At 38.2% G+C, this 22,380-nt stretch carries 17 protein-coding genes; 14 read left to right on the forward strand and 3 right to left on the reverse strand.

What is annotated here, in order from left to right; all coding sequences use genetic code 11:
• Positions 1-17: 17 nt before the first annotated feature.
• The 11 genes from Q4489_RS14385 (at position 18) to Q4489_RS14435 (ending at position 12,539) form a co-directional block, all read left to right on the forward strand.
• Positions 18-2,522: an FtsX-like permease family protein gene (locus tag Q4489_RS14385; RefSeq protein ID WP_303481483.1), complete on the forward strand. Its 2,505-nt coding sequence runs from the start codon at positions 18-20 to the stop codon at positions 2,520-2,522.
• A gap of 94 nt (positions 2,523-2,616) precedes the next feature.
• Entirely contained in the window at positions 2,617-3,990 is a 1,374-nt protein-coding gene (locus tag Q4489_RS14390; RefSeq protein WP_303481485.1) for a sigma-54 dependent transcriptional regulator, read from the forward strand.
• Entirely contained in the window at positions 3,987-5,321 is a 1,335-nt protein-coding gene (locus tag Q4489_RS14395) for a PAS domain-containing sensor histidine kinase (RefSeq protein ID WP_303481487.1), read from the forward strand. Before Q4489_RS14390 ends, Q4489_RS14395 begins: the two co-directional genes overlap by 4 nt.
• A gap of 80 nt (positions 5,322-5,401) precedes the next feature.
• Positions 5,402-6,076 (forward strand): pseudouridine synthase, encoded by a 675-nt coding sequence (locus tag Q4489_RS14400; protein WP_303481489.1) that lies wholly within the window; start codon positions 5,402-5,404, stop codon positions 6,074-6,076.
• A complete protein-coding gene (locus Q4489_RS14405; RefSeq protein WP_303481491.1) occupies positions 6,069-6,560 on the forward strand; it encodes an NUDIX hydrolase in 492 nt (163 codons plus the stop codon). Before Q4489_RS14400 ends, Q4489_RS14405 begins: the two co-directional genes overlap by 8 nt.
• A gap of 108 nt (positions 6,561-6,668) precedes the next feature.
• Positions 6,669-7,511: a hypothetical protein gene (locus Q4489_RS14410; protein WP_303481493.1), complete on the forward strand. Its 843-nt coding sequence runs from the start codon at positions 6,669-6,671 to the stop codon at positions 7,509-7,511.
• A 131-nt stretch (positions 7,512-7,642) separates the two neighbouring features.
• Entirely contained in the window at positions 7,643-8,797 is a 1,155-nt protein-coding gene (mnmA, locus tag Q4489_RS14415) for a tRNA 2-thiouridine(34) synthase MnmA (RefSeq protein ID WP_303481495.1), read from the forward strand.
• 14 nt (positions 8,798-8,811) lie between these two features.
• Positions 8,812-9,435, forward strand: coding sequence for a high frequency lysogenization protein HflD (gene hflD, locus Q4489_RS14420; protein WP_303481497.1), 624 nt, complete (start codon positions 8,812-8,814; stop codon positions 9,433-9,435).
• 20 nt (positions 9,436-9,455) lie between these two features.
• A complete protein-coding gene (gene purB, locus Q4489_RS14425) occupies positions 9,456-10,826 on the forward strand; it encodes an adenylosuccinate lyase (RefSeq protein WP_303481499.1) in 1,371 nt (456 codons plus the stop codon).
• 97 nt (positions 10,827-10,923) lie between these two features.
• A complete protein-coding gene (locus Q4489_RS14430) occupies positions 10,924-12,075 on the forward strand; it encodes a cupin domain-containing protein (protein ID WP_303481500.1) in 1,152 nt (383 codons plus the stop codon).
• Between the two features lie 2 nt (positions 12,076-12,077).
• Complete coding sequence (locus Q4489_RS14435; protein WP_303481502.1) at positions 12,078-12,539, forward strand: GNAT family N-acetyltransferase; 462 nt, start codon at positions 12,078-12,080, stop codon at positions 12,537-12,539.
• 36 nt (positions 12,540-12,575) lie between these two features.
• On the opposite strand, the gene Q4489_RS14440 is transcribed toward Q4489_RS14435, so the two are convergent.
• A complete protein-coding gene (locus Q4489_RS14440; RefSeq protein WP_303481504.1) occupies positions 12,576-12,983 on the reverse strand; it encodes a DUF4826 family protein in 408 nt (135 codons plus the stop codon).
• Between the two features lie 271 nt (positions 12,984-13,254).
• On the opposite strand from Q4489_RS14440, the gene Q4489_RS14445 reads away from it, so the two are divergent.
• Positions 13,255-14,298, forward strand: a complete 1,044-nt coding sequence (locus Q4489_RS14445; protein ID WP_303481551.1) for a Glu/Leu/Phe/Val dehydrogenase — start codon at positions 13,255-13,257, stop codon at positions 14,296-14,298.
• A gap of 213 nt (positions 14,299-14,511) precedes the next feature.
• Here the strand turns inward: Q4489_RS14445 and Q4489_RS14450 are convergent, their stop codons facing one another.
• Entirely contained in the window at positions 14,512-17,577 is a 3,066-nt protein-coding gene (locus Q4489_RS14450) for an FAD-binding and (Fe-S)-binding domain-containing protein (protein ID WP_303481506.1), read from the reverse strand.
• Positions 17,578-17,817: 240 nt separating this feature from the next.
• On the opposite strand from Q4489_RS14450, the gene Q4489_RS14455 reads away from it, so the two are divergent.
• Positions 17,818-18,639, forward strand: coding sequence for an alpha/beta hydrolase (locus tag Q4489_RS14455; RefSeq protein WP_303481508.1), 822 nt, complete (start codon positions 17,818-17,820; stop codon positions 18,637-18,639).
• 64 nt (positions 18,640-18,703) lie between these two features.
• On the opposite strand, the gene ppsA is transcribed toward Q4489_RS14455, so the two are convergent.
• Positions 18,704-21,076, reverse strand: coding sequence for a phosphoenolpyruvate synthase (ppsA, locus tag Q4489_RS14460; RefSeq protein WP_303481510.1), 2,373 nt, complete (start codon positions 21,074-21,076; stop codon positions 18,704-18,706).
• Between the two features lie 147 nt (positions 21,077-21,223).
• Here ppsA and Q4489_RS14465 point away from each other — a divergent pair, with 147 nt between their 5' ends.
• Positions 21,224-22,033, forward strand: a complete 810-nt coding sequence (locus Q4489_RS14465) for a pyruvate, water dikinase regulatory protein (RefSeq protein WP_303481512.1) — start codon at positions 21,224-21,226, stop codon at positions 22,031-22,033.
• The last annotated feature ends 347 nt before the right edge of the window (positions 22,034-22,380 follow it).

Here is a 22,380-nt window from a genome sequence, read left to right on the forward strand (position 1 = left end):
GGGCTGAGGATATAAATATGAGCTTATCAATAGAGTTTAAGTATTCAATGCGTATGTTGTTAAAAAAGCCATTGTTTACTTCATTAACTATTTTAATCGTTGCCATAGGGCTCGGTTTAACCGTTTATACTTTTTCATTATTAAACGGCTTGGTCTTCAAACCACTTTATTTAAATGGTGAAAACGAAATTGTCGCCATTGAAGCACAGTTTGATCACAACCATTTATCGCGTCGTGCAGCTGATCCATATCACGTTAATTTAGCGGCAAAACAACTAGGCATTTTCGAAAACCATGGTTTTTTTACTGAAGGTACTACTTTCATTGGTGGAAACTCTAGCCAGTATTCAGCACTTTTTACGGCTAAAAAAATGAACGCCAGCTATACCAGTGTCAACATATTCGACATGACAGGTATACAACCATTACATGGAAGAGGCTTTATTCAAGATGATTTTGTTGATGGTGCAGAGCCTGTGGTGGTACTTAGTTATGACGTATGGCAACAGTATTTTAATGCCGATCCAAAAGTAATAAATCAACAAGTCGCTCTAGATGCCATGCCTGGTAGAATTGTTGGCATTATGCCGGAAGGTTTTTCATTCCCAGATAAAGCACAAATATGGCAACCATTAAATGAACGTATTGTTAATCCCGTTGAGGCTACTTTTAGTAGTTATTTGGCATTTGCTCGTTTAGCTGAAGGAGTAACAATAGAAGAAGCGCAAGCTGGTTTAGATGCTATAAATCAACAAATTGCATCTTCCATAAAAGAAGACTTCAATTTTCGTATTCCAGATGACGGTAGGTACTTAAATGTTTTACCGTACAAACAAGCAAGCATTACCCAGTACTACAACATTTTTATCGCTTTATTAATTGTTGTTTTTCTCATTCTACTACTTGCCTGTATTAACGTGAGTAATTTGTTACTTGCTCGAGTGAATGAAAGAATAAAAGAAGTAGCTATTCGTTTAGCACTAGGTATTCCACGTAAAAAGCTCATGATTCAAATGCTTTGGGAAAGTGTGTTTATTTGTACCATTGGTGGTTTTCTTGCCCTACTCTTCGCTGCATATGGCATTGAACTGACTAACAACATGTTCAACCAAGCGTTTGCCATTAATAATGAAAAACCGTTCTGGTGGACCTTAAACATTGATAGTCAAGCTATCGTTATTTTGGTGTTTTCCATTATAGCAATGGTATTGATCACCGGTCTATTTCCAGCTTATAAAGCATTAAAAAGTGATTTTAATGCGGTAATACGTGACGGTACTCGAGGAGCATTAGGTAAAAAAGCAGCTAATATTGGTAAAGCATTGGTCATTTCTGAAATTGTTTTATCTTGTGTAGTGCTCGTAATGGCAACCGTTTTATTATCAACAGGCTATTTCGCAAGTAAAGCTGACTACGGTGTTGAAACGACTTCGCGTTTAACTGCTCAGTTACAGTTACCACCCGAAAAATATCCAGTAAGACGTGATACCGAGCATAATTATCAAGATCGTATCAATCGCTCACAGGTTTTTTATCGAATTAAAAGCGCAATAGACGCCATGCCTAACATTAATGCAAGTGCCATGATGACGCAATTACCTGGTACAGGTGAAGGTACTAGTTTCTTTGAAATTGAAGGTAGGGCTGCCGCTGTTTATAATGAAAACCCTTACAGTAATAATGAATTAATAGCCAGTGACTCTTGGCGAGCTTTAGGTATGAAAGTCATTCAAGGGCGAGACTTTGATCACCGTGATGCCGAAGATGGTGCGCTTAGTATTATTATTAATCAATCAATCGCAAGTGCTTTCTTCCCAAATGGTGATGCCGTTGGAAAACGCGTTCGGCGTGCAGGTCGAAATGGCCAACGTGGTGATTGGTTTACTATTGTCGGCGTAGTGTCTGACACTTTCCATGGTTCAACCATGAGCTCGTCAAGTGCTTCATATAACTCGTATCATTCTATGGACAACTTGGGCCCAATGAGACAATACATTGCCGTACATTATACGGGTGATGAAAAAACAGCGACCGCAGCGTTAATGCAAGCGGTTGCAAGTGTAGACTCTGATGTCGGAATTTATCATATTCAAACTTACGACAACCTGATCCAACAGCCAATGAAACTGTTACTTTCCGTCAGTAAAATATTTCTATTTTGTGGGGTTGTTGCAGTAATTCTAGCGGCAAGCGGAATATATGCAATGGCTTCAAACAGCATATTAACGAGAACACAGGAGATCGGTGTTCGTCGTGCAATTGGTGCTCCTGATAAAAAAATTATGCTGATGTTTTTAAAGCAGGCTGCAACACAGTTGCTTATTGGTTTAGCATTAGGCATTACTTTATCTATTGTGTTAACAGATTACATGTCTAATACTATTGTGATCAATCCTGAAAGCTATGGAATTGCGCTAGTTGGTATTCCATTATTGATCACATTTATGGTGATAATAGCTACCTATATTCCATCACGTTCAATTTTACGGTTGGAACCAAGCGACGCATTACATTATGATTAACAAAACATAACAATCCTACAAGTGGCGGTCATTGACCGCCTTTCTAATGTTAACAATGTCTTGAGCAACAAGCAGTAAAGTGAATGAAAATATAATGAGCCATTCCAAACCGAGTATTTTAATCGCAGACGACGATGAAAACGTGCTTTCAGCATTGACGCTTGCGTTAAAGAATGAAAATTATCAAATAATCAAAGCAACAACCCCTCATCAGGTAATCACCCTTTTATCACGCAAACAGTTTTCCTGCTTATTGCTCGATTTAAATTATACTCAAGATACCACCTCTGGTTCTGAGGGCATGCAACTAGTTGAAGCGATACGTAATATCGATAGCCATGTGCCAATTATCGCAATGACAGGCTATAGTAGTGTAGATATTGCTGTTGAAATGATGAAACGTGGCGCAAATGATTTTATCGAAAAGCCATGGAGAAATGCTCAGTTAAGCAATAAAATAAAACAGCAAATTGAACGAGTAAACATTGTTCGTAAAAATGAAAAGCTATCGCAAGCTAACGCCCTGCTGACTAATAAACAACGAGGTGTTATTGCACATTCTGCTGAAATGCGTCAAGTATTAGCACAAATAGAGCGTATTGCAGTAAGCGATATGAATGTATTGTTTACCGGTGAAAATGGTACCGGTAAATCTATGCTGGCACATTATTTACATCAACATTCAACGCGAAACAACAATAGCTTTATTACTGTAAATATGGGCGCGATCAGTGAACCTTTATTTGAAAGCGAAATGTTTGGCCACGTTAAAGGTGCATTTACCGACGCAAAAGAAGATCGCATAGGTCGATTTGAGCTTGCATCACAAGGCACTTTATTTTTAGATGAAATCGCCAATATTCATCTTAACCAGCAAGCAAAATTACTTCACATTTTAGAAGAACGTAAGTTTGAGCGTGTTGGTTCCCACATCACATTAGACGCTGATGTTAGAGTGGTTTCTGCAACCAATGCTAATCTTGAACAATTGGTTTTAGAAAAGCAGTTTAGGCAAGACTTATTGTATCGGTTAAACACGGTAGAAATTCGTATCCCGTCACTAAAAGAACGCGTAGATGACATTATTCCCCTAGCAAACTACTTTATAGAACAGTATTGCCAAAAATATCGTATGCAGACAAAAACATTAAGCAAAGAAGCAGCACAAGCAATGATGTATTACCAATGGCCAGGAAATATTCGTGAGTTAAGTCATACCATTGAACGAGCATTATTTTTGTCACCTGAACAAACCATACAACTAAACGATTTAAATTTACCCACAAACAAAGCGACCATTAGCCAATGTTTACATGAGAAAACCCTTGAAGACATAGAAAAGCAAATTATTATTGAGCGTTTACAACGTTTTCAGCATGACCCACACAATACGGCTAAATCTCTTGGGCTTTCGAGAAGTTCGTATTACCGCAGGCTTGAAAAGTACCAGTTAACGAACGCTCAATGACCGATAAAACCTCATCAAGCTCATTTGAAAATAAACTTACTCTACAAAGTTTATATATTGCCTTAGTCCCTACTTTATTATTATTGATAGTACTTTGGCAGATATCTTTATCGTTTTATCTGAAACTTATTATCACTATTTTCACTTTATCCTTTGTTGCTATCGGTAATTTATTAATTTGGCGACGTATTCGCAATCAATTACGAACAACAACCAATGTGGTTGAAGCATTAATTACCGGTGATACAACCATGCGTCCGAGCTCGGCAATCAAAAGCGGAGCACTTGCCGAGTTAAATTCAGTGATCAACACCGCGGCTATTCAATTAGCCGAACAACGTTTAGTGTCTAAAGAGCATCACATTGCCATGGCAAAAGTATTAGAACACATTAACGTTGCCGTGATTTGTTTAGATGAACATGCTGTGGTTACACTATTAAACCCAAAAGCCAAGCATCTGTTTGCACTGCAAAATGAAATGATAGGTATGCCAGCACGAAGTTTCGGCATTGATAAATCTTTATTAACACAACAAGTACAGCAAGTCGTTACAATTACCACAGATAAAATAGAAAAACGGGTATACCTTCAAACAGATAGCTACCGATTGTATGGCAAAACTTATACCTTATTATTTCTTAACGACGTACAAAAACTATTGCAAAATGAAGAGCGCGTTGCATGGCAACGTTTACTGAGAGTGCTTAGTCATGAAATTAACAATTCCCTAGCGCCCATTGCTTCCATCGGTGAATCACTCACTCAAGTGGTTAGTACGGCTAATTTGGAAGCTGAAATATCTGATGACCTTAGCGACGGCTTACGGATCATAACAGAACGAGCATTAACATTAAATAGTTTTATTAAGCAATATCAATCACTAACACATCTACCTACTCCTGATAAAATCACTTTTTCAATCAAGAACTTTATTTACGATCTCTGTGAATTATTTCCGGAAACTTCCATTGAAATAAACACACACAATGATATGGAAATTTTTGCAGATAAAAGCCAGCTATCACAAGTAGTCGTAAATTTATTAACAAACGCAATGCAAGCCAACCCACCAAATGAATATTGTCTTATCGAATTAAGTTGGCAAGTTAACAACGACATGGTGCAAATTATTATTTGCGATAACGGTGATGGTATAAAAAACCCTGACAACATTTTTGTGCCATTTTACACGACTAAAAAGCATGGTAGCGGTATAGGGTTAGTGTTATGCCGTCAAATTATGTTTAATCATGGTGGTGATTTAACCTTGACCAATAGACAACTACAAACGGGTGCAGTTGCCACTATTTCATTACCAACAACAATATGATCATTACTTTAATTGCAATGAATTGGGCAGCATCAACAATTAACGCTAGCGAAAAATTTCTCACCCTCTAAAATAGTGGGATGAAACAAGAATACTCAAGAACTTCACGTAAAACTGCCACAACCAAAAAGCGGCTAACCAATCAGCGTTTACGTCAGAACAAAAAAGTTAGTAAACCGCCCATTGCAGAAAAAGATCGTATAATTGTGCTGTTAAACAAGCCGTTTAATGTGCTCAGTCAGTTTAGTGATAATAACGAATTACATCACGAAAACCGACAATCATTAAAAGCCTTTGTTCCCATTAAAGATGTATATCCTGCAGGACGCTTAGATCGTGACAGCGAAGGATTATTACTATTAACCAATGATGGAAAGTTACAGCATAAGCTGGCTAACCCAAAACAAAAAACAGAAAAAACTTATTGGGCACAAGTAGAAGGCGCTCCAACAGATCAAGATATTCAACAATTAAGAGACGGTATTACGCTTAAAGACGGAGATACCTTACCGGCGAAAGTTAGCATTATTAATGAGCCTACACTTTGGCCAAGAACCCCACCCATACGTGAGCGTGCAAATATTCCAACAACTTGGTTAGAGATAAAAATTACAGAAGGACGTAACCGACAAGTACGCCGAATGACAGCACATATTGGCTTCCCTACGCTTAGACTGATCAGATACGCCATTGGTAAATACACCATTGAAGGGATTAAAAACGGTGAATACCAGGAAATACAACCTTATGGATAATTCGAGTTACTGCACACCATCGGTCCACGGGAGCGAGCAATTTAAACCAAATACAACGGTCGCTGCAGTAGTATTTGCAGAAAATAAATTCTTATTGGTAGAAGAAAAAGAAAATGGACAAACGGTCTATAACCAACCGGCAGGTCATCTTGAAGCGAATGAAAATTTAGTATCAGCTTGCAGCAGAGAATTATATGAAGAAACAGGCTTAGCTTTAACACCTGATTACTGCTCAGGGATTTATTATTTTCATCGTCCTGAATTAAACCTATATTTTTTAAGGTTTTGTTTTGTAAAAACCTTAAGCAAAATACAAACATGTACGCCGCACGACAATGAAATCATTGCCTGTCATTGGTTTACTTACGAACAAATAATTGCAATGAAAGAACAACTGCGAAGCCCTATGGTGTTGCAATGTATTGATGATTTTTTGTCAGGGCAAAAAATTCCTTTATCAATGCTTAGCTCTAATCTTCAATAAAAACATTGCTAAATAAAATTTTTTGTATAAATTAAGAACATATACTGTTGATTTATAAATCACTTACGTACTTGGTAATGAAATAAACGGCGAGTAAAAGGAGATGATATGGTATTCAGTCGATTAGTCGCTAGTTTTATTGTGTCTAGCACTTTATTGTTCTCGATTAGTCATGCAGCTGAACAACCGATTCAAATCAATATCGCTGCCTTCGATAAAAACCACTTATTCAGAGAACAAGGACCCATTAGGCTGTTATTAACTGAACATGTAAACACCTATTTACCACAATATCAACTAGCGTATATTGATACAAATTTCACTGAATTTTGGCATTCGGTTCAGCGTAAAGAATCTATTTGTCACGTATTTGCCAATCCCCATATTAGCGATTTAAACACAATTAGAAGCAAACGCGCAACGCTATTAACACCTATGCCAGCGGTAGTTATGCATAATCGTTCACTGGAAAAACTATCATCGCAAAACGCCTCTGCTGAAGCTATTTTACAGCAAGAAAAATTCGTTGGTGGTTATAATGCAGGCCGTCGCTACCCTAGCTATTTACAACAGTTAATCGATGATAAAATAAGCGATAGAAACTCATCTTTATTTGGCGGACATTTCGCCATACACCAACTGCATCAGCACACAAACGATGGCCAGCTTGATTATTTTATTGGGTTGCCACAAATTATGCCGACAATTTCAGGTATCAGCCTTAACGATTTCACCATTATTCCCTTTGAAGTACAAACACCACAAGCGTTGTATTTTGTCTGTAATGACTCCCCTAAACACAAAACGTTTTTAGAGCATTTCGATCGCACCGCTTTCCATTGGTATCATAATGCGCAGTTTCATCAGATTTGGCAGCTTCTATTCCCATTAGACACCGCAAAAGAATTCTCTTTATTAAATCAATTTATTGATCAACAAATGCGTGATTAATTCAATATAATGTAATGGTCCATTCATTAAGGAAATTTAATCTCGAAAGTTCACTCCTCGCTAGTGAATTTCTCTAAGATAAATGCTACAATCTCGCGCCATTTTTTAGCAAGTTTGATTAAATTTTCAAAATGACCAATAGCTGTTTAACTGCAAACTCACCCGACACACGCGCACCAAAAGACATTCGCGTTATTGTTGGTATGTCTGGTGGTGTTGATTCTTCCGTTTCTGCGTACTTATTACAAGAACAAGGTTATCAAGTAGAAGGCTTGTTCATGAAAAACTGGGAAGAAGACGACACAGACGAATACTGTGCTGCTACAGAAGATTTAGAAGATGCCCAGAAAGTATGCGAAAAATTAGGTATAAAATTACACACCATCAATTTTGCCACTGAATATTGGGACAATGTGTTTGAGTATTTTCTTGCTGAGTACAAAGCAGGAAGAACACCAAATCCTGATATTATGTGTAACAAAGAAATCAAATTTAAAGCGTTTCTCGAATTTGCTTGCGAAGATTTAGGTGCCGATTACATTGCAACGGGCCATTATGTACAACGTGAATATCGCGATGGACAATGGCATATGTTACGTGGCCTCGATCAAAACAAAGATCAAAGTTACTTTTTGTATACCTTAGATGACAAACAAGTTGGGCAAACACTTTTTCCTGTTGGAAATATTGAAAAGCCACAAGTACGTTCGATTGCTGAACAAGCTGATTTGATCACACACAACAAAAAAGACAGTACAGGTATTTGTTTTATCGGTGAGCGCAAGTTCAAAGATTTTTTACAGCAATATTTACCTGCACAGCCTGGCAAAATAGAATCTGCAGAAGGTGATGTCATTGGTGAGCATGATGGTTTAATGTACCATACGCTTGGCCAAAGAAAAGGTTTACGCATTGGCGGCTTGTCAAATGCTGGTGAAGCTCCGTGGTATGTTGTTGATAAAGATTTAACGCGTAATGTTTTAATTGTTGGTCAAGGGCATGATCACCCACGTTTGTTTTCAACAGGCTTAATTGGTAATCAGTTACATTTGGTCAGCAGAAAACCACTTACCGATTCTATCTCCTGTACAGTGAAAACGCGCTATCGACAGCAAGATGTACCGTGTACCTTATCCCCTATTAAACAAGATGATGAATATACTGATGAATATATCGTTACCTTTGAAACACCACAAAGCTCAGTAACCCCTGGACAATCAGTGGTTTTTTATCAGGGTGATGTTTGTTTAGGTGGCGGTATTATCAACACTTTAATTCGCCAATAACGTTGACGAACACTATGCAAAATATACAAGAACAAACAATTACTTTAGCCGCAATTTGCCAAATTAGTTTTCTCGTGCAAAAGCTTGCACGCCAAGGACAAACTGACAATGAATCATTGTCTACCATGCTCAATAGCATCATGGTAACGTCTCCTGAAAACACGATGGAAGTGTATGGCGGAGAACTACAAAATATTCGTAAAGGGTTATCAACACTGGTAAGCCATTTAGGCAATGGTGAACAGCAAAAAGATCCTGAAGTGACTCGATATGTTGTTAGCCTTTTAAGCTTAGAACGCCGACTAACAAAAAATAATAAGCAACTAGCAGCGCTTGGTAGTCGAATTGAGCAATGCCAACGTCAATTAGATCATTTCTCTATTGAAAGCGATACGATCATTGCAAGTTTAGCGAGTATTTATAGCGATATAATCAGCCCGTTGGGTACGCCTATTCAAGTGGCAGGAAACCCCGAAATTTTAAAAAACACAGCAAACCAGCATAAAATCAGAGCGTTACTCCTAGCAGGAATGCGTTCTGCTGTGTTATGGCGACAACTAGGCGGTAAACGCCGCAGTATTTTATTTTCACGTGCAAAGATTGTTGCATGTGCTCAACAGTTACTTAAACAAATGTAAATATTATTCAGGAATCTACTATGGAACTTTCAGCATTAAGTGCTATTTCACCCGTTGATGGTCGATACGGCAGTAAAACCAAAGCCTTGCGTCCTATTTTTAGTGAGTTTGGTCTGATTAAATACCGTGTAACGGTAGAAGTGCGCTGGTTACAGAAACTTGCTGCTACGGCTGAAATTTCAGAAGTACCTGCATTTGGTGATACTGAAAACGCCCTGCTTGACGCCATTGTTGCTAACTTCAATGAAGAAGACGCACAACGTGTTAAAACCATTGAAGCAACCACAAACCATGATGTTAAAGCGGTTGAATACTTCTTAAAAGAAAAAGTAGCCGCAAATGACGCATTAAATGCCGTTTCTGAATTTATTCATTTTGCCTGTACTTCTGAAGATATCAATAACCTATCACACGGTTTAATGCTTAAAGAGTGTCGTGAACAAGTTTTGTTACCTGTTCTTGATGAAATATTAGCGGAAATTAAAGCTTTGGCGATTGAATATCAAGCCATTCCTATGATGTGTCGTACACATGGACAGCCGGCTTCTCCAAGTACTATGGGGAAAGAGTTTGCTAACGTTTATATTCGTTTAAAGCGTCAGCGTGACCAAATTGCCAACGTTGAATTACTTGGTAAAATTAACGGTGCTGTCGGTAACTACAATGCTCACCTTTCTGCATACCCTGAGGTTAACTGGCACCAATTTTCAGAGCAGTTTGTTACCTCATTAGGTTTAAGCTGGAATGCATTTACCACACAGATTGAACCGCATGATTACATTGCTGAGCTGTTTGATGCTGTTGCACGTTTTAATACCATATTAATTGATTTTGATCGTGACGTATGGGGATATATTGCTTTAGGTCACTTTAAACAAAAAACCGTTGCGGGTGAAATTGGCTCTTCAACTATGCCGCATAAAGTTAACCCAATTGACTTTGAAAACTCAGAAGGCAACTTAGGCATCGCTAATGCCTTGTTTGCCCACCTTGCGCAAAAATTACCTATTTCGCGCTGGCAACGTGATTTAACAGACTCAACCGTTTTGCGTAATTTAGGTGTTGGTTTTGGTAACTCGCTTATTGCCTACGCTGCAACCCTTAAAGGCATGAGCAAACTTCAAGTAAACGAAGAAAGCTTACGCGCTGAACTAGATAAAAACTGGGAAGTACTTGCTGAGCCAGTACAAACAGTTATGCGCCGTTACGGTATTGAAAAACCATACGAAAAGTTAAAAGAACTTACTCGCGGTAAGCGAGTTGACGGCGATGCAATGCGTGTGTTCATCGATAACTTAGCATTACCTGAAGAAGCAAAAGCTGGCTTACGTGAAATGACACCAGCAAGCTATATTGGCCGTGCAGTTTCTTTTATCGCTGAGCTTGACTAAGCTTTATAAACTGTTGAAAAAAGGAACCTCAGGGTTCCTTTTTCTTTGCAGAAATGCCAATACCTATTTGATCTAGAATGAACCAAGGAACACAGTGATGATGGAAATTTCTTGGGGTGACTTAACACCCGAAAAATTTTTACAAGAATATTGGCAAAAAAAGCCATTGTTAATCAAACAAGCGGTAGCTAACTTTCAAGACACTATCGAAGCAGATGAGCTTGCCGGCTTAGCTATGGAGCAAGAAATAGAGTCCCGTATTATCAGTCATGATGGTAATAATCAGTGGCAGGTGAAACATGGCCCCTTTACTGATTTTAATCAGTTTGGTGACAATAACTGGACTTTACTCGTTCAAGCCGTTAATAACTGGTCACGTGAAACTAACCAACTGTTATCTTTAGTTAATTTTATTCCTCGATGGCGCGTCGATGATGTCATGGTCAGTTTCTCAACACCTGACGGCGGTGTTGGTGCACATTTAGACCAATACGATGTATTTATTTTACAAGGTGAAGGACGTCGTCGTTGGCAAGTAGGTGCACCTGATGAAAGTTTAACGACGTTATTGCCCCACCCTGATTTAAAACAAGTATCAGCCTTTACGCCTATCATTGATGAAATTACTGAGCCCGGTGATTTGTTGTATATTCCACCCAATCATCCACACAATGGGGTAGCGATTGAAAATTCATTAAATTTTTCAATCGGTTTTCAAGCACCAAACAGCCAAGATCTTTGGTCTGGCTTTGCCGATATGTTAATTGACAAAAATCTCGGTGAAGCACGATTTGCTGATAAAGATCGTAACGTGTGTAACGATCCTAGTTTACTTGATGAAAATGACATTAGTGGTTTACAGCAATTTATGCTTACGCAAGTCAACCAACCAGACGTATTCAATGAATTTGCAGGGAAGTTTTTAACCCAAAGTCATCACGCCCTTGAGTTGTTAATTCCAATGGAGCCTTTTGAACCTTCATATGTCATCGAACTTTTAGATAACGATGAAATACATTTAGCGTCTGTTTCTGGCGTTAAAGCATTGATAATTAATACCCCAACACCACAACTTTTTATTAATGGAGAAGTGTTTAATTTAAGTGAGGAAACGAAACAACTCGCAATTAAATTAACAAAAAGCGAACCTTTGACTACAAAAGAGCTAAAAAGTTTCACCGTTTGTTTGAAAAACATACAATTGTTAACTAGTGTTTTAAATAAGGGCTATTGGTTCATCGAAGAGTAAGCATGTCATATAGTATTAGTCGGGTAAAATGGGAGCAAGCGGCTCCCTTATTAAAAGATGTTAGAGAAAAGGTATTTATATGTGAGCGGCGAATACCAAAACATATCGAGTTTGATCGAAAAGATAGATTTGCCTCTCATGTATTGGTTTGCGACGATAAAACACAAGAGCCAATAGCAACAGGTAGAATACTCGCTACTGGCGAAATTTCTCGAATCGCCGTATTACTGCCATATAGAAAAAAACAAGTTGATGCTATTGTCATGCAAGGCTTACTCTGTATTGCTCAGGAGTTACGGTTAGATGAAGTATTTATTTATAGCCCCCTTGATACAGTTGAATATTATCGACGATTTAATTTTAATAGTGCTGGTGCTGTATTCATGGAAGCAGGCATGCCTCGACAACGTATGGGATGCCAGTTAGACGATATACAACATGCCAACTATTGTTATACCCATTAACACTCCCTCTTTACCACCCTATTTTAATTTTACTCATTAACTTGATTGCCAAACGTTATTATCATCAAACAATTGATATAAACCTTCAGCACGAGAAATTAAATGATTAGCCAACCTTTTACTTTCTTCTTTTTCATCTTTAAGTAAATTTTCAGCTTGTAACTGCCACTTCAACGAAAAATGCCTTACAGCTTCTCGTGCATCAGGCGCAACAGAGGCGGGAGAATAATCTGTAGGTAAATCACCTGAAATTGCCCATACAGTGGTGTTATCAGTTAAGTTAATTTTCCATACCGACATCAAGGGGATTAAATAGCGACTTTCTTTGTCGGCAACACTTTTAGTGATCAAGCCGCGATCAGCGAGAAACTTAGTTGCAGTTTGATATTGCTCTCTTACCCACTGTTGTTGCTCTAATTCAGTCATGGTTTGTGTTTCTGTCATGGTGTTTATAAAAATATTACTACTAAAAGAGGGTTAGACTAGCCAAAGAAGAACCGATCTACAAGTGCATTATTTTTCACTATCAGAATGATGTTCATTTTTATGAACAAAGGTGCAAATTTTGCTCGTGGAAACTATTGATAATTATCACTGGTTCGACTGGATAAAGCCCATAACTAATGGTATTGTGCGCGCCAAGAAATATTACACCTTTGGTTTCATTTTATCTCTATTTTCATTATGAAACCCTTTGATGCACGGAGAAGTAGAAGTGGCTTTTTTCGATTTAGTTGATTTTGATAATCACGAGCAAGTCGTTTTTTGTAGTGATAAAGCAACAGGTTTAAAGGCAATTATCGCTGTTCATAGTACAGCGTTAGGTCCTGCTGCGGGCGGTTGTCGTTTTTGGGATTATGCCAATGATGAGCAAGCATTAACTGACGTACTGCGATTATCAAAAGGAATGACTTATAAAAATGCCATGGCGGGCCTTAAACTTGGTGGCGGAAAAGCTGTTATTATTGGAAATCCAAAAGCGCTTAAATCGACAGCATTATTTGAAGCCTTTGGCCGTGCAGTTAACAATGTTGGTGGTCGCTACTACACAGCTGAAGACGTAAATATTACCACCAGCGACATGGCTACGGTAAATAAAGTGACTGACTATGTTGCAGGTTTGGATGGTAAAAGCGGAAACCCAGCACCCTTCACAGCGTTAGGTACATTTTTAGGTATTAAAGCTGCGGTTAAATTTAAGCTCGGTAAAGATGATTTAAACGGTATAAAAGTCGCAGTACAAGGCCTTGGCAGTGTTGGTTACGATTTATGTGCCAAGTTACACGCTGCAGGCGCTCAATTGATTGTCTCGGACATAAACCATGAAGCATTAGAGAATGCAGCGGCAGAGTTTGGTGCAACTATCGTAGAACTTGATGAAATATACAGCCAAGATGTAGATGTATTTTCACCTTGTGCATTAGGTGCTTCTATTAATGACGACACCATACCACAATTAAAAGCTTCTATTATTGCTGGTTGTGCAAACAATCAATTAGCTGCTGATAAACATGATCAAATCTTAAAAGATAAAGGTATTTTATATACGCCAGATTATGTGATTAACGCTGGTGGTATTATTAATGTGTCATTAGAAATTTATCCAGAACCTTACTGTGCAGATGAAGCAACACGATTAGTTGAAAATATCTATAACACTTTAACGACAGTTTTTACTACTGCAGCAGAACAAGATAAACCAACGGGTATTGTTGCAGATCAAATGGCACAAGAAATCATCGCAAAAGCCAATCAGTAAGATTGATGCGGTAATTAACATCTGGTTAGTAAGAATGGTGTTCTAAAAAAAGAAGGTGGCCAAGGCCACCTTTTTAAATACTTCAATTTGGGATGAAATGTGAGCGCAAGACAACCCTGTCCTGCTAAACAATAGCCTAAGTTAAACGCAGTAAAATGGCGAGATTAAAAGCTTGTATTAATGTTGTGAAAAACTTGTATGTCGATACAACATTTAATCACTTAATTGGGCCAATAACACTTCAACAGGATGTTTCGTTTTCTTATTCGACAAACGTTTTATTTGCGAACGACATGAATAACCTGTCACAACAAGCTGCTCTGCTTTAGCATTATCAACCTTTTGTTGCCAACTCATTTCATAGAGTGCTTTTGAATTAGCAAAATTGACTTGCTCATGACCATAGGTACCAGCCATTCCGCAACAGCCAACAGATTGTTTTTCTAACGATAAACCAAAGTAATTAAAAATATCTGACCATTGTTTATCACTACCTGCTAAAGCCGTTTTTTCAGTGCAATGCGCAAACAACTTAAATGTGGTTGTATTTTTTGTAAACGTAAACGGATTATTTTTTGATTTAAGATGATCGATCACCGTTAACAGCCATTCATGTGCTAGCTGCACATGAAAGTTACCTCGATCTTCTTTTAGCACCTGTTGATATTCATCTCGAAAACACAAGACTGTTGATGCATCAGTGCCGATCATAGGTATGGCTAATTGTTGTAATTGGTTAAGAAAATCTGCTGTATTTTTGGCTGTTTTAGCAAACTTGGTTAAAAACCCTTTAACATGTTGTGGTTTGCCATTCGGTTTAAACGGCAATAATACGGGGCGATAACCTAACTTTTGTACCAATAGCATTAAGTTTTCAACAACTTGAGCATCATAAAAAGAAGTAAATGGATCTTGTACAACAAATACATAGTTTGCTTTTTCTTCACTATCCATTTGCTGGAACTTGCTCAATTGAAACGGTTCAAATTGCAATGAATTAACACGCTCAGATAATGTAGGCACTGATAACAGCGGTGTATCAATGTAGCCTATAGTAGCTCGACTCGCTTTGTCATAAAGCTTTGAACTTAACACACTATTGACGAATTTTGGTGATTTTGCCATTAACGGCGCCATATGCTCTACGTTGGCAACGAGGTGATCTTTTAACGGTCTAAAGTAACTACTGTGATAAAGATTTAAAAAACGTGCCCTAAAATCAGGCACGTCTACTTTTATTGGACATTGGCTAGCACAGGCTTTACAGGCTAAACAACCTGACATTGCTTCCATCACCTCATGAGAAAAATCTTCATCGCGTTGTGATGAAAGTGCATTTTTCACTTTGTCTAGTAAACGCTTTACCGACCAGCCATTGATATTTTGTTCTAATTGTAAAACATCAACGCCCTTATTCTGTAACAAACGCAGCCATTCTCGCATCAAGCCTGCTCTACCCTTGGGTGAATGCCTTCTATCGCGTGTTACTTTGCTCGACGGACACATCGGGCTTGCCGTATCATAGTTAAAACATAAGCCATTACCATTACATTCCATCGCAGATTTAAACGATTCTTTAACGGCAATTGGAATTTGTCGATCAAAAGTACCACGTTTAACGCCATCCACTGACACCAAAGACTCTGTTGAATCAATTGGCGTACAAATTTTCCCCGGATTCATTTTATTATCGGGGTCAAACGCTGTTTTAATTTTTCTTAATTCGACAAACAACGCCTCACCAAAAAATTCAGGGCCGTATTCACTTCGGTAGCCTTTACCGTGCTCACCCCACATTAAACCACCGTATTTCGCCGTTAGCGCAACGACTTTATCTGAAATTTCGCGCATGGTTTTTTCTTGTTCGGGATCACACATATCGAGCGCTGGCCTTACATGTAAAACGCCGGCATCAACATGACCAAACATGCCATAATGTAATTGATAGCTATCAAGGAGTTCACGAAATTCAGCGATAAAGTCAGCCAGCTTTTCTGGAGGTACAGCAGTATCTTCCGCAAAGGCTAAAGGTTTTTGCGCACCTTTAGTGTTTCCAAGTAACCCTACGGCTTTTTTACGCATCACATAAATTTTGTTAATACTGGCTAAATCGGTCGTCACCTGATAACCAATAACACCAGTTTTATTAGCTATATCTTTATCTAGCTGTGCGGTTAATATCGCTACTTGTTCTGCTAAGCCTTCAATTGATTGACCGTTATACTCAACGATATTGATACCATCCATGACCTGGCCTTCAACGTCAGTGATCAAATCACTAACTGAATGCCAAACAATATCCTGTTTAGCAAGATTTAATACTTTGCTATCGATGGTTTCTACTGATGTAGCTTTAGCTTCAACAAGTGTTGGCGAATGCCTAAGCGCAGAATCAAAACTATCATACTTAATGTTAATGAGTGTTTTTGCTGGTGCTATTGGCGTTAAATTTAATTTAGCTTCACATACAAAAGCAAGTGACCCCTCAGAGCCCGTGATCAAACGCGATAAATCTATCTGAGTTAAGTCGTCAGATACAGCATGCTCTAAATCATAACCGGTTAGAAAACGGTTTAGTCTGGGAAATTTAGATAAGATTTGCTCTCGCTTTCCAATGCTAGTTGCAATCACTTGTTTAACAATACTACCTATGGTGGAATCTTGCTGTGCAAGCTCGTGTGCTTGTTCAATTGCCATTGGTGAAGTCGATAATAATTCACCATTTGCTAACACACTTTCAAGTGCTAAAACATGATCAGAGGTTTTTCCATAGATTAACGAACCTTGACCAGAGGCGTCTGTGTTGATCATTCCGCCAACAGTTGCGCGATTACTTGTCGACAAATCAGGAGAGAAAAAGAAACCATGAGGACGTAAATAATCATTGAGCTGATCTTTCACTACTCCCGCTTCAACACGCACCCAGTTTTCTTCAACATTAATTTCAAGAATACGGTTCATGTATTTAGATAAATCAACCACAATGCCCGGCGTTAAACTTTGGCCATTAGTGCCTGTTCCGCCACCGCGAGCGCTAAACTTTATTTCTGCAAACTGTGACTGATTTGCTAATGTTGTGATTTCTTGAACGTCTTGTTTACTTCTCGGATGTAACACCAGTTGCGGTAACTGTTGATAAATACTGTTATCTGTAGCTACTGCAAGCCTTGCACCATATTGAGTACTAATATCGCCATTGTAGGCTTGAGATTTAAGTGCTTGTGCGAATTGTTGATAAAGTGGTTCAACAAGTTCCTGAGGATCTAACCGAGGTAACATAAGGCCTAGTATATATTTTTCGAAAGATAATAGGTGGTTAGTATATCACGGTATTTTTTTAAAAAGAAAATACCGCGCTATATTGTTTATCACTGATTAAATAGCATTATCTTCTAACAATAGTTAAGGTATTATTTATTTTTCACTTTTTCTGCTATCAATTATTTTGGATATTAAAGCGGTGGAGTTCTTAAAAAGTAATCAGTCGTAGTGTTGAAACATTTCAGTAAGGAAAATTAAATGTTTAAAAATATTATACTAGCAGTATTACTGCTAAGCAGTTTATCTGCTCATGCTCATAACCCTCTAAAAATTACAGAAAAAAGCCAATTTTCAATCGGAGATCGCATTACATTTAACTCTACGGTGTTAAGTGAAAGTAGGATACTCAATATCTACCTGCCCAGCAGTTATGAGGGTTCGCCAGATAAAACATACCCTGTTATTTATCTTTTAGACGGTTCTGCTGAGGAAGATTTTATACACTTAGCAGGCTTAGTACAATTTGGTTCATTTTCGTGGATACAACAAGTACCAGAAAGTATTGTGGTAGGTATTGAAAACGTCGATAGAAAACGTGATTTCACTTACCCTACTAATCACCCTCAAGATCAAAAAGACTTCCCAACAAGTGGCGGTTCTGCCAAATTTATTGAATTTATTGGTGCAGAACTTCAACCAATAATAGAAGAAAACTACCGAACCAATGACAATAAAACAATTATAGGTCAATCATTAGGCGGTTTGCTTGCTACTGAAATATTATTTAAAGCGCCAGAATTATTTGATAATTACATTATCATTAGCCCGAGCTTATGGTGGGATGATGAATCGTTACTAGCGCAACCCCTAAAAACTTCAGCCACTGAGAAATTAATCTATATAGGCGTTGGTAAAGAAGGAGACATTATGGAGCGTACCGCGAAGGAGTTATTTGTCAAAGTTAATAAACAAAAACCTAAGCATTATTCAACGTTTTTTAAATTCTTCGAACAATTAAGCCATGGTGATACTTTACACTTAGCAGTATACAACGCCTTCGATAAACTCTTTAGAAAATAAAAAAGAAAAAAGGGGTCAGGTACAATTATCTGAAAATTAATGTACCTGACCCCTTTAATTGTGTTTAGCTATGTTGTTCAGCTAAGTATAACCAAGTCGGTAAAACGGTATCAGGATTAAGCGATACACTATCAATACCCTGCTCGACTAACCATGCAGCAAAGTCTTCGTGATCAGATGGACCTTGTCCGCAGATACCAACGTATTTACCACGAGCTTTACAGGCTTTAATTGCCATTTCTAATAGCTTTTTAATCGCCGGATTTCGCTCATCGAATAAATGCGCAATTAAGCCTGAGTCACGGTCTAGGCCGAGGGTTAGTTGCGTCAAATCATTCGAGCCTATTGAAAAGCCATCGAATATATCTAAGAACTCATCAGCTAATAACGCATTAGAAGGTAGTTCACACATCATGATGACACGTAACCCGTTTTCGCCGCGTTTTAAGCCATTGTCAGCAAGAATATCAATAACCGCTTGGCCTTCTTCTAATGTTCGAACAAAGGGGATCATCACTTCTACATTAGTGAAACCCATTTCATTTCTTACCCGTTTAATTGCTTCACACTCCAGTGCAAAACAATCACGGAAATCTTCAGAAATATAACGTGAAGCGCCGCGGTAACCAATCATTGGGTTTTCTTCGTCAGGTTCGAATTCTTCACCACCAACGAGGTTAGCATACTCATTCGATTTAAAATCGGACATACGCACGATGACTTTCTCTGGCGCATAAGCACAAGCAAGTGTAGAGATACCTTCGGTTAACTTGGCAATGTAAAACTCAACTGGATCACTATATCCTGCCATGTAATCGCCAATTTCTTCTTGTAAATCAGCTGATTGTTGATCAAAATTTAGTAAAGCTTTAGGGTGAACACCGATCATTTTATTAATAATGAACTCGAGTCGCGCTAAACCAATGCCGGCATGTGGTAGTTTTGCAAATGCAAAGGCGCGATCTGGGTTACCAACGTTCATCATTATTTTTAATGGCAGTTCAGGCATTTCATCAACTTGTGATGTTGTCACGGTAAAATCTAATTTACCTTGATAGATAAAACCTGTGTCGCCTTCTGCGCAAGAAACTGTCACTTCATCACCCGCACTAATTTTACTGGTTGCATCACCACAACCTACCACCGCTGGAATGCCCATTTCACGTGCAATAATGGCAGCATGACATGTTCTGCCACCACGATTAGTGACAATAGCAGATGCTTTTTTCATGATGGGTTCCCAATCAGGATCTGTCATATCAGTAACAAGTACATCTCCTGGCTGAATTTTATCCATTTCATCAAGTGACGCTAATACTTTTGCCGCACCACTACCAATTTTATGGCCAATAGAACGACCTTCACAAATTATGTTTCCTGAGCTTTGTAATTGAAATTGCTCCATTACATTTGCTTGTTCACGACTACGTACTGTTTCAGGACGTGCTTGCACAATATATAGTTTGCCGTCTAAACCATCTTTAGCCCATTCTATATCCATCGGGCGTTGATAATGTTTTTCTATAATAACGGCTTGTTTCGCTAACGACTGAACTTCTTCGTCAGTTAATGAAAATTGATTTGATAAGCTTTCATCTACGTCAACAATTTCAACTTGCTTACCATGTTCTTGTGTATCGGTATAAACCATTTTTATTGCTTTACTACCAATATTACGGCGTACTACGGCAGGCTTTTCGTTAGCAAGTGTAGGCTTATGAACATAAAATTCATCAGGATTTACAGCACCTTGCACGACCATTTCACCTAAACCGTAGCTAGAGGTAATAAAAACAACATCTTCAAAGCCAGACTCAGTATCAATAGAGAACATTACGCCACTTGAAGAAATATCACTTCTCACCATTCTCTGGATACCCGCAGATAGCGCTACACCACGGTGATCGTACCCTTGGTGGACTCGATAAGAAATAGCGCGATCATTAAACAATGAGGCAAATACGTGTTTTATCGCAATCATTACTGCATCTAAGCCACGCACATTGAGAAAGGTTTCTTGCTGGCCTGCAAAAGACGCATCTGGCATATCTTCGGCTGTTGCTGATGAACGAACAGCAAACGAAGCATCTTGAGAGAATTCACCGGCAAGTTGCGCATACGCTTTTTCGATATCCTGCTGCATAGCAGGTAAAAATGGTGTATCAATAATCCACTGTCGAATTGTGCTACCACATTGTGCTAGTGCATTAACATCACTGACATCTAAAGTGTCTAGAAGCTGATAAATTTTATCATTTAAGCCACTTTGCTCAAGAAACTCATTAAAGGCAAACGCTGTAGTAGCAAACCCTCCAGGCACTTGAACACCAACATTTGCTAAATTTGAAATCATTTCACCAAGTGATGCATTTTTACCGCCAACACGGTCTACATCACCCATCCCTAACTCTTGATACCAAAGAACGTTTTCTTGCACAGCTAATTCTCCACAATGGACAAATAAATTTAAGTATAGTTATATCTAACGTGTTCGTGCATTTTACACATAGCAATTTAATTCTGAAAGCTTTAATGTAACCTTTCAGTGTTAATTTCATCTATATAATAATTATCAGGAATATTCATGAGAACAGCATTTTACATATCAGACGGTACTGCCATTACCTCAGAAGTTTTTGGTCATGCATTATTGTCGTTATTTCCTTTAGAGTTTAACCACGACACCATTGCTTTTGTTGAAACTGAACAACAAGCGCTTGCCGCAAAAGATAAAATTAATCGCGCTGCAAAAGTTACAGGAGAAAAGCCCTTGGTCTTTCATACTTTTGTAAATCCAAAAATACGAGAGATTATTGACAGCTGCGATGCCATTATTTACAACTTCCTTGAGCATTTTATCTCTCCGATAGAACAAGAATTAGGAGTTTCAGCAAAGCCTAAAGCACATAGAACCCATAGCATTCACGAAAATAGCTATGACAATCGTATTGATGCAGTTAATTATTCACTTGCCAACGACGATGGTTCAAATATCACCAATTATGAGCAAGCAGACTTAATTTTAGTGGGGGTTTCACGATCGGGTAAAACCCCAACCTCTTTATACTTAGCCCTTCAATACGGCATAAAGACAGCGAATTACCCTTTTATTGATGAAGATATGGACGCGTTAAAAATTCCTGATTTTTTAAAACCACATAAGAAAAAGCTTTTTGGTTTAACAATCGACGCACAGCGATTGATGGATATTCGTGACGGTAGAATGGCAAACAGTAAATATTCATCTGCAAGACAATGTAGAATGGAAATACGCGCGGTTGAAAATCTGTATAAAAAAGAAAAAATTCCTTTTATCAATACCACCAAACTTTCAGTAGAAGAAATCACCGCAAAAATACTCGCACAAACAGGTTTACAGCGCTATAAATATTAGGGGCTGTTGACCTTTCGAGATTAAATTTTGTTCAATCTAAACGCTTTTTGTGCAAGACGTGAGCAATGTCGCATGGTTATTCCATGTAAATTGCGAACAACGATGAAGAAATAGCGTGTAACTGAACCCAAAGGGCAGCGTTTTTTGGTATTTATACGTTGTTATTGCTTTTTCATGGGGAATAACCACATATTAATCGCAATGCCTTGTCTAAATACCAATAAACTGCTGCAAAAATAAACGCGAAAGATCAATAGCCCCTAATTAATAGTAATTTATTCTTTGTTTAATGTTCACAACGCCACCGAATTTAGGTATGTTAGCGCGATAATTTAACCAAGTGTATT

It is taken from the genome of Thalassotalea sp. 1_MG-2023 (assembly GCF_030546745.1).
In the GTDB taxonomy this organism is placed as follows: Bacteria; Pseudomonadota; Gammaproteobacteria; order Enterobacterales; family Alteromonadaceae; genus Thalassotalea_C.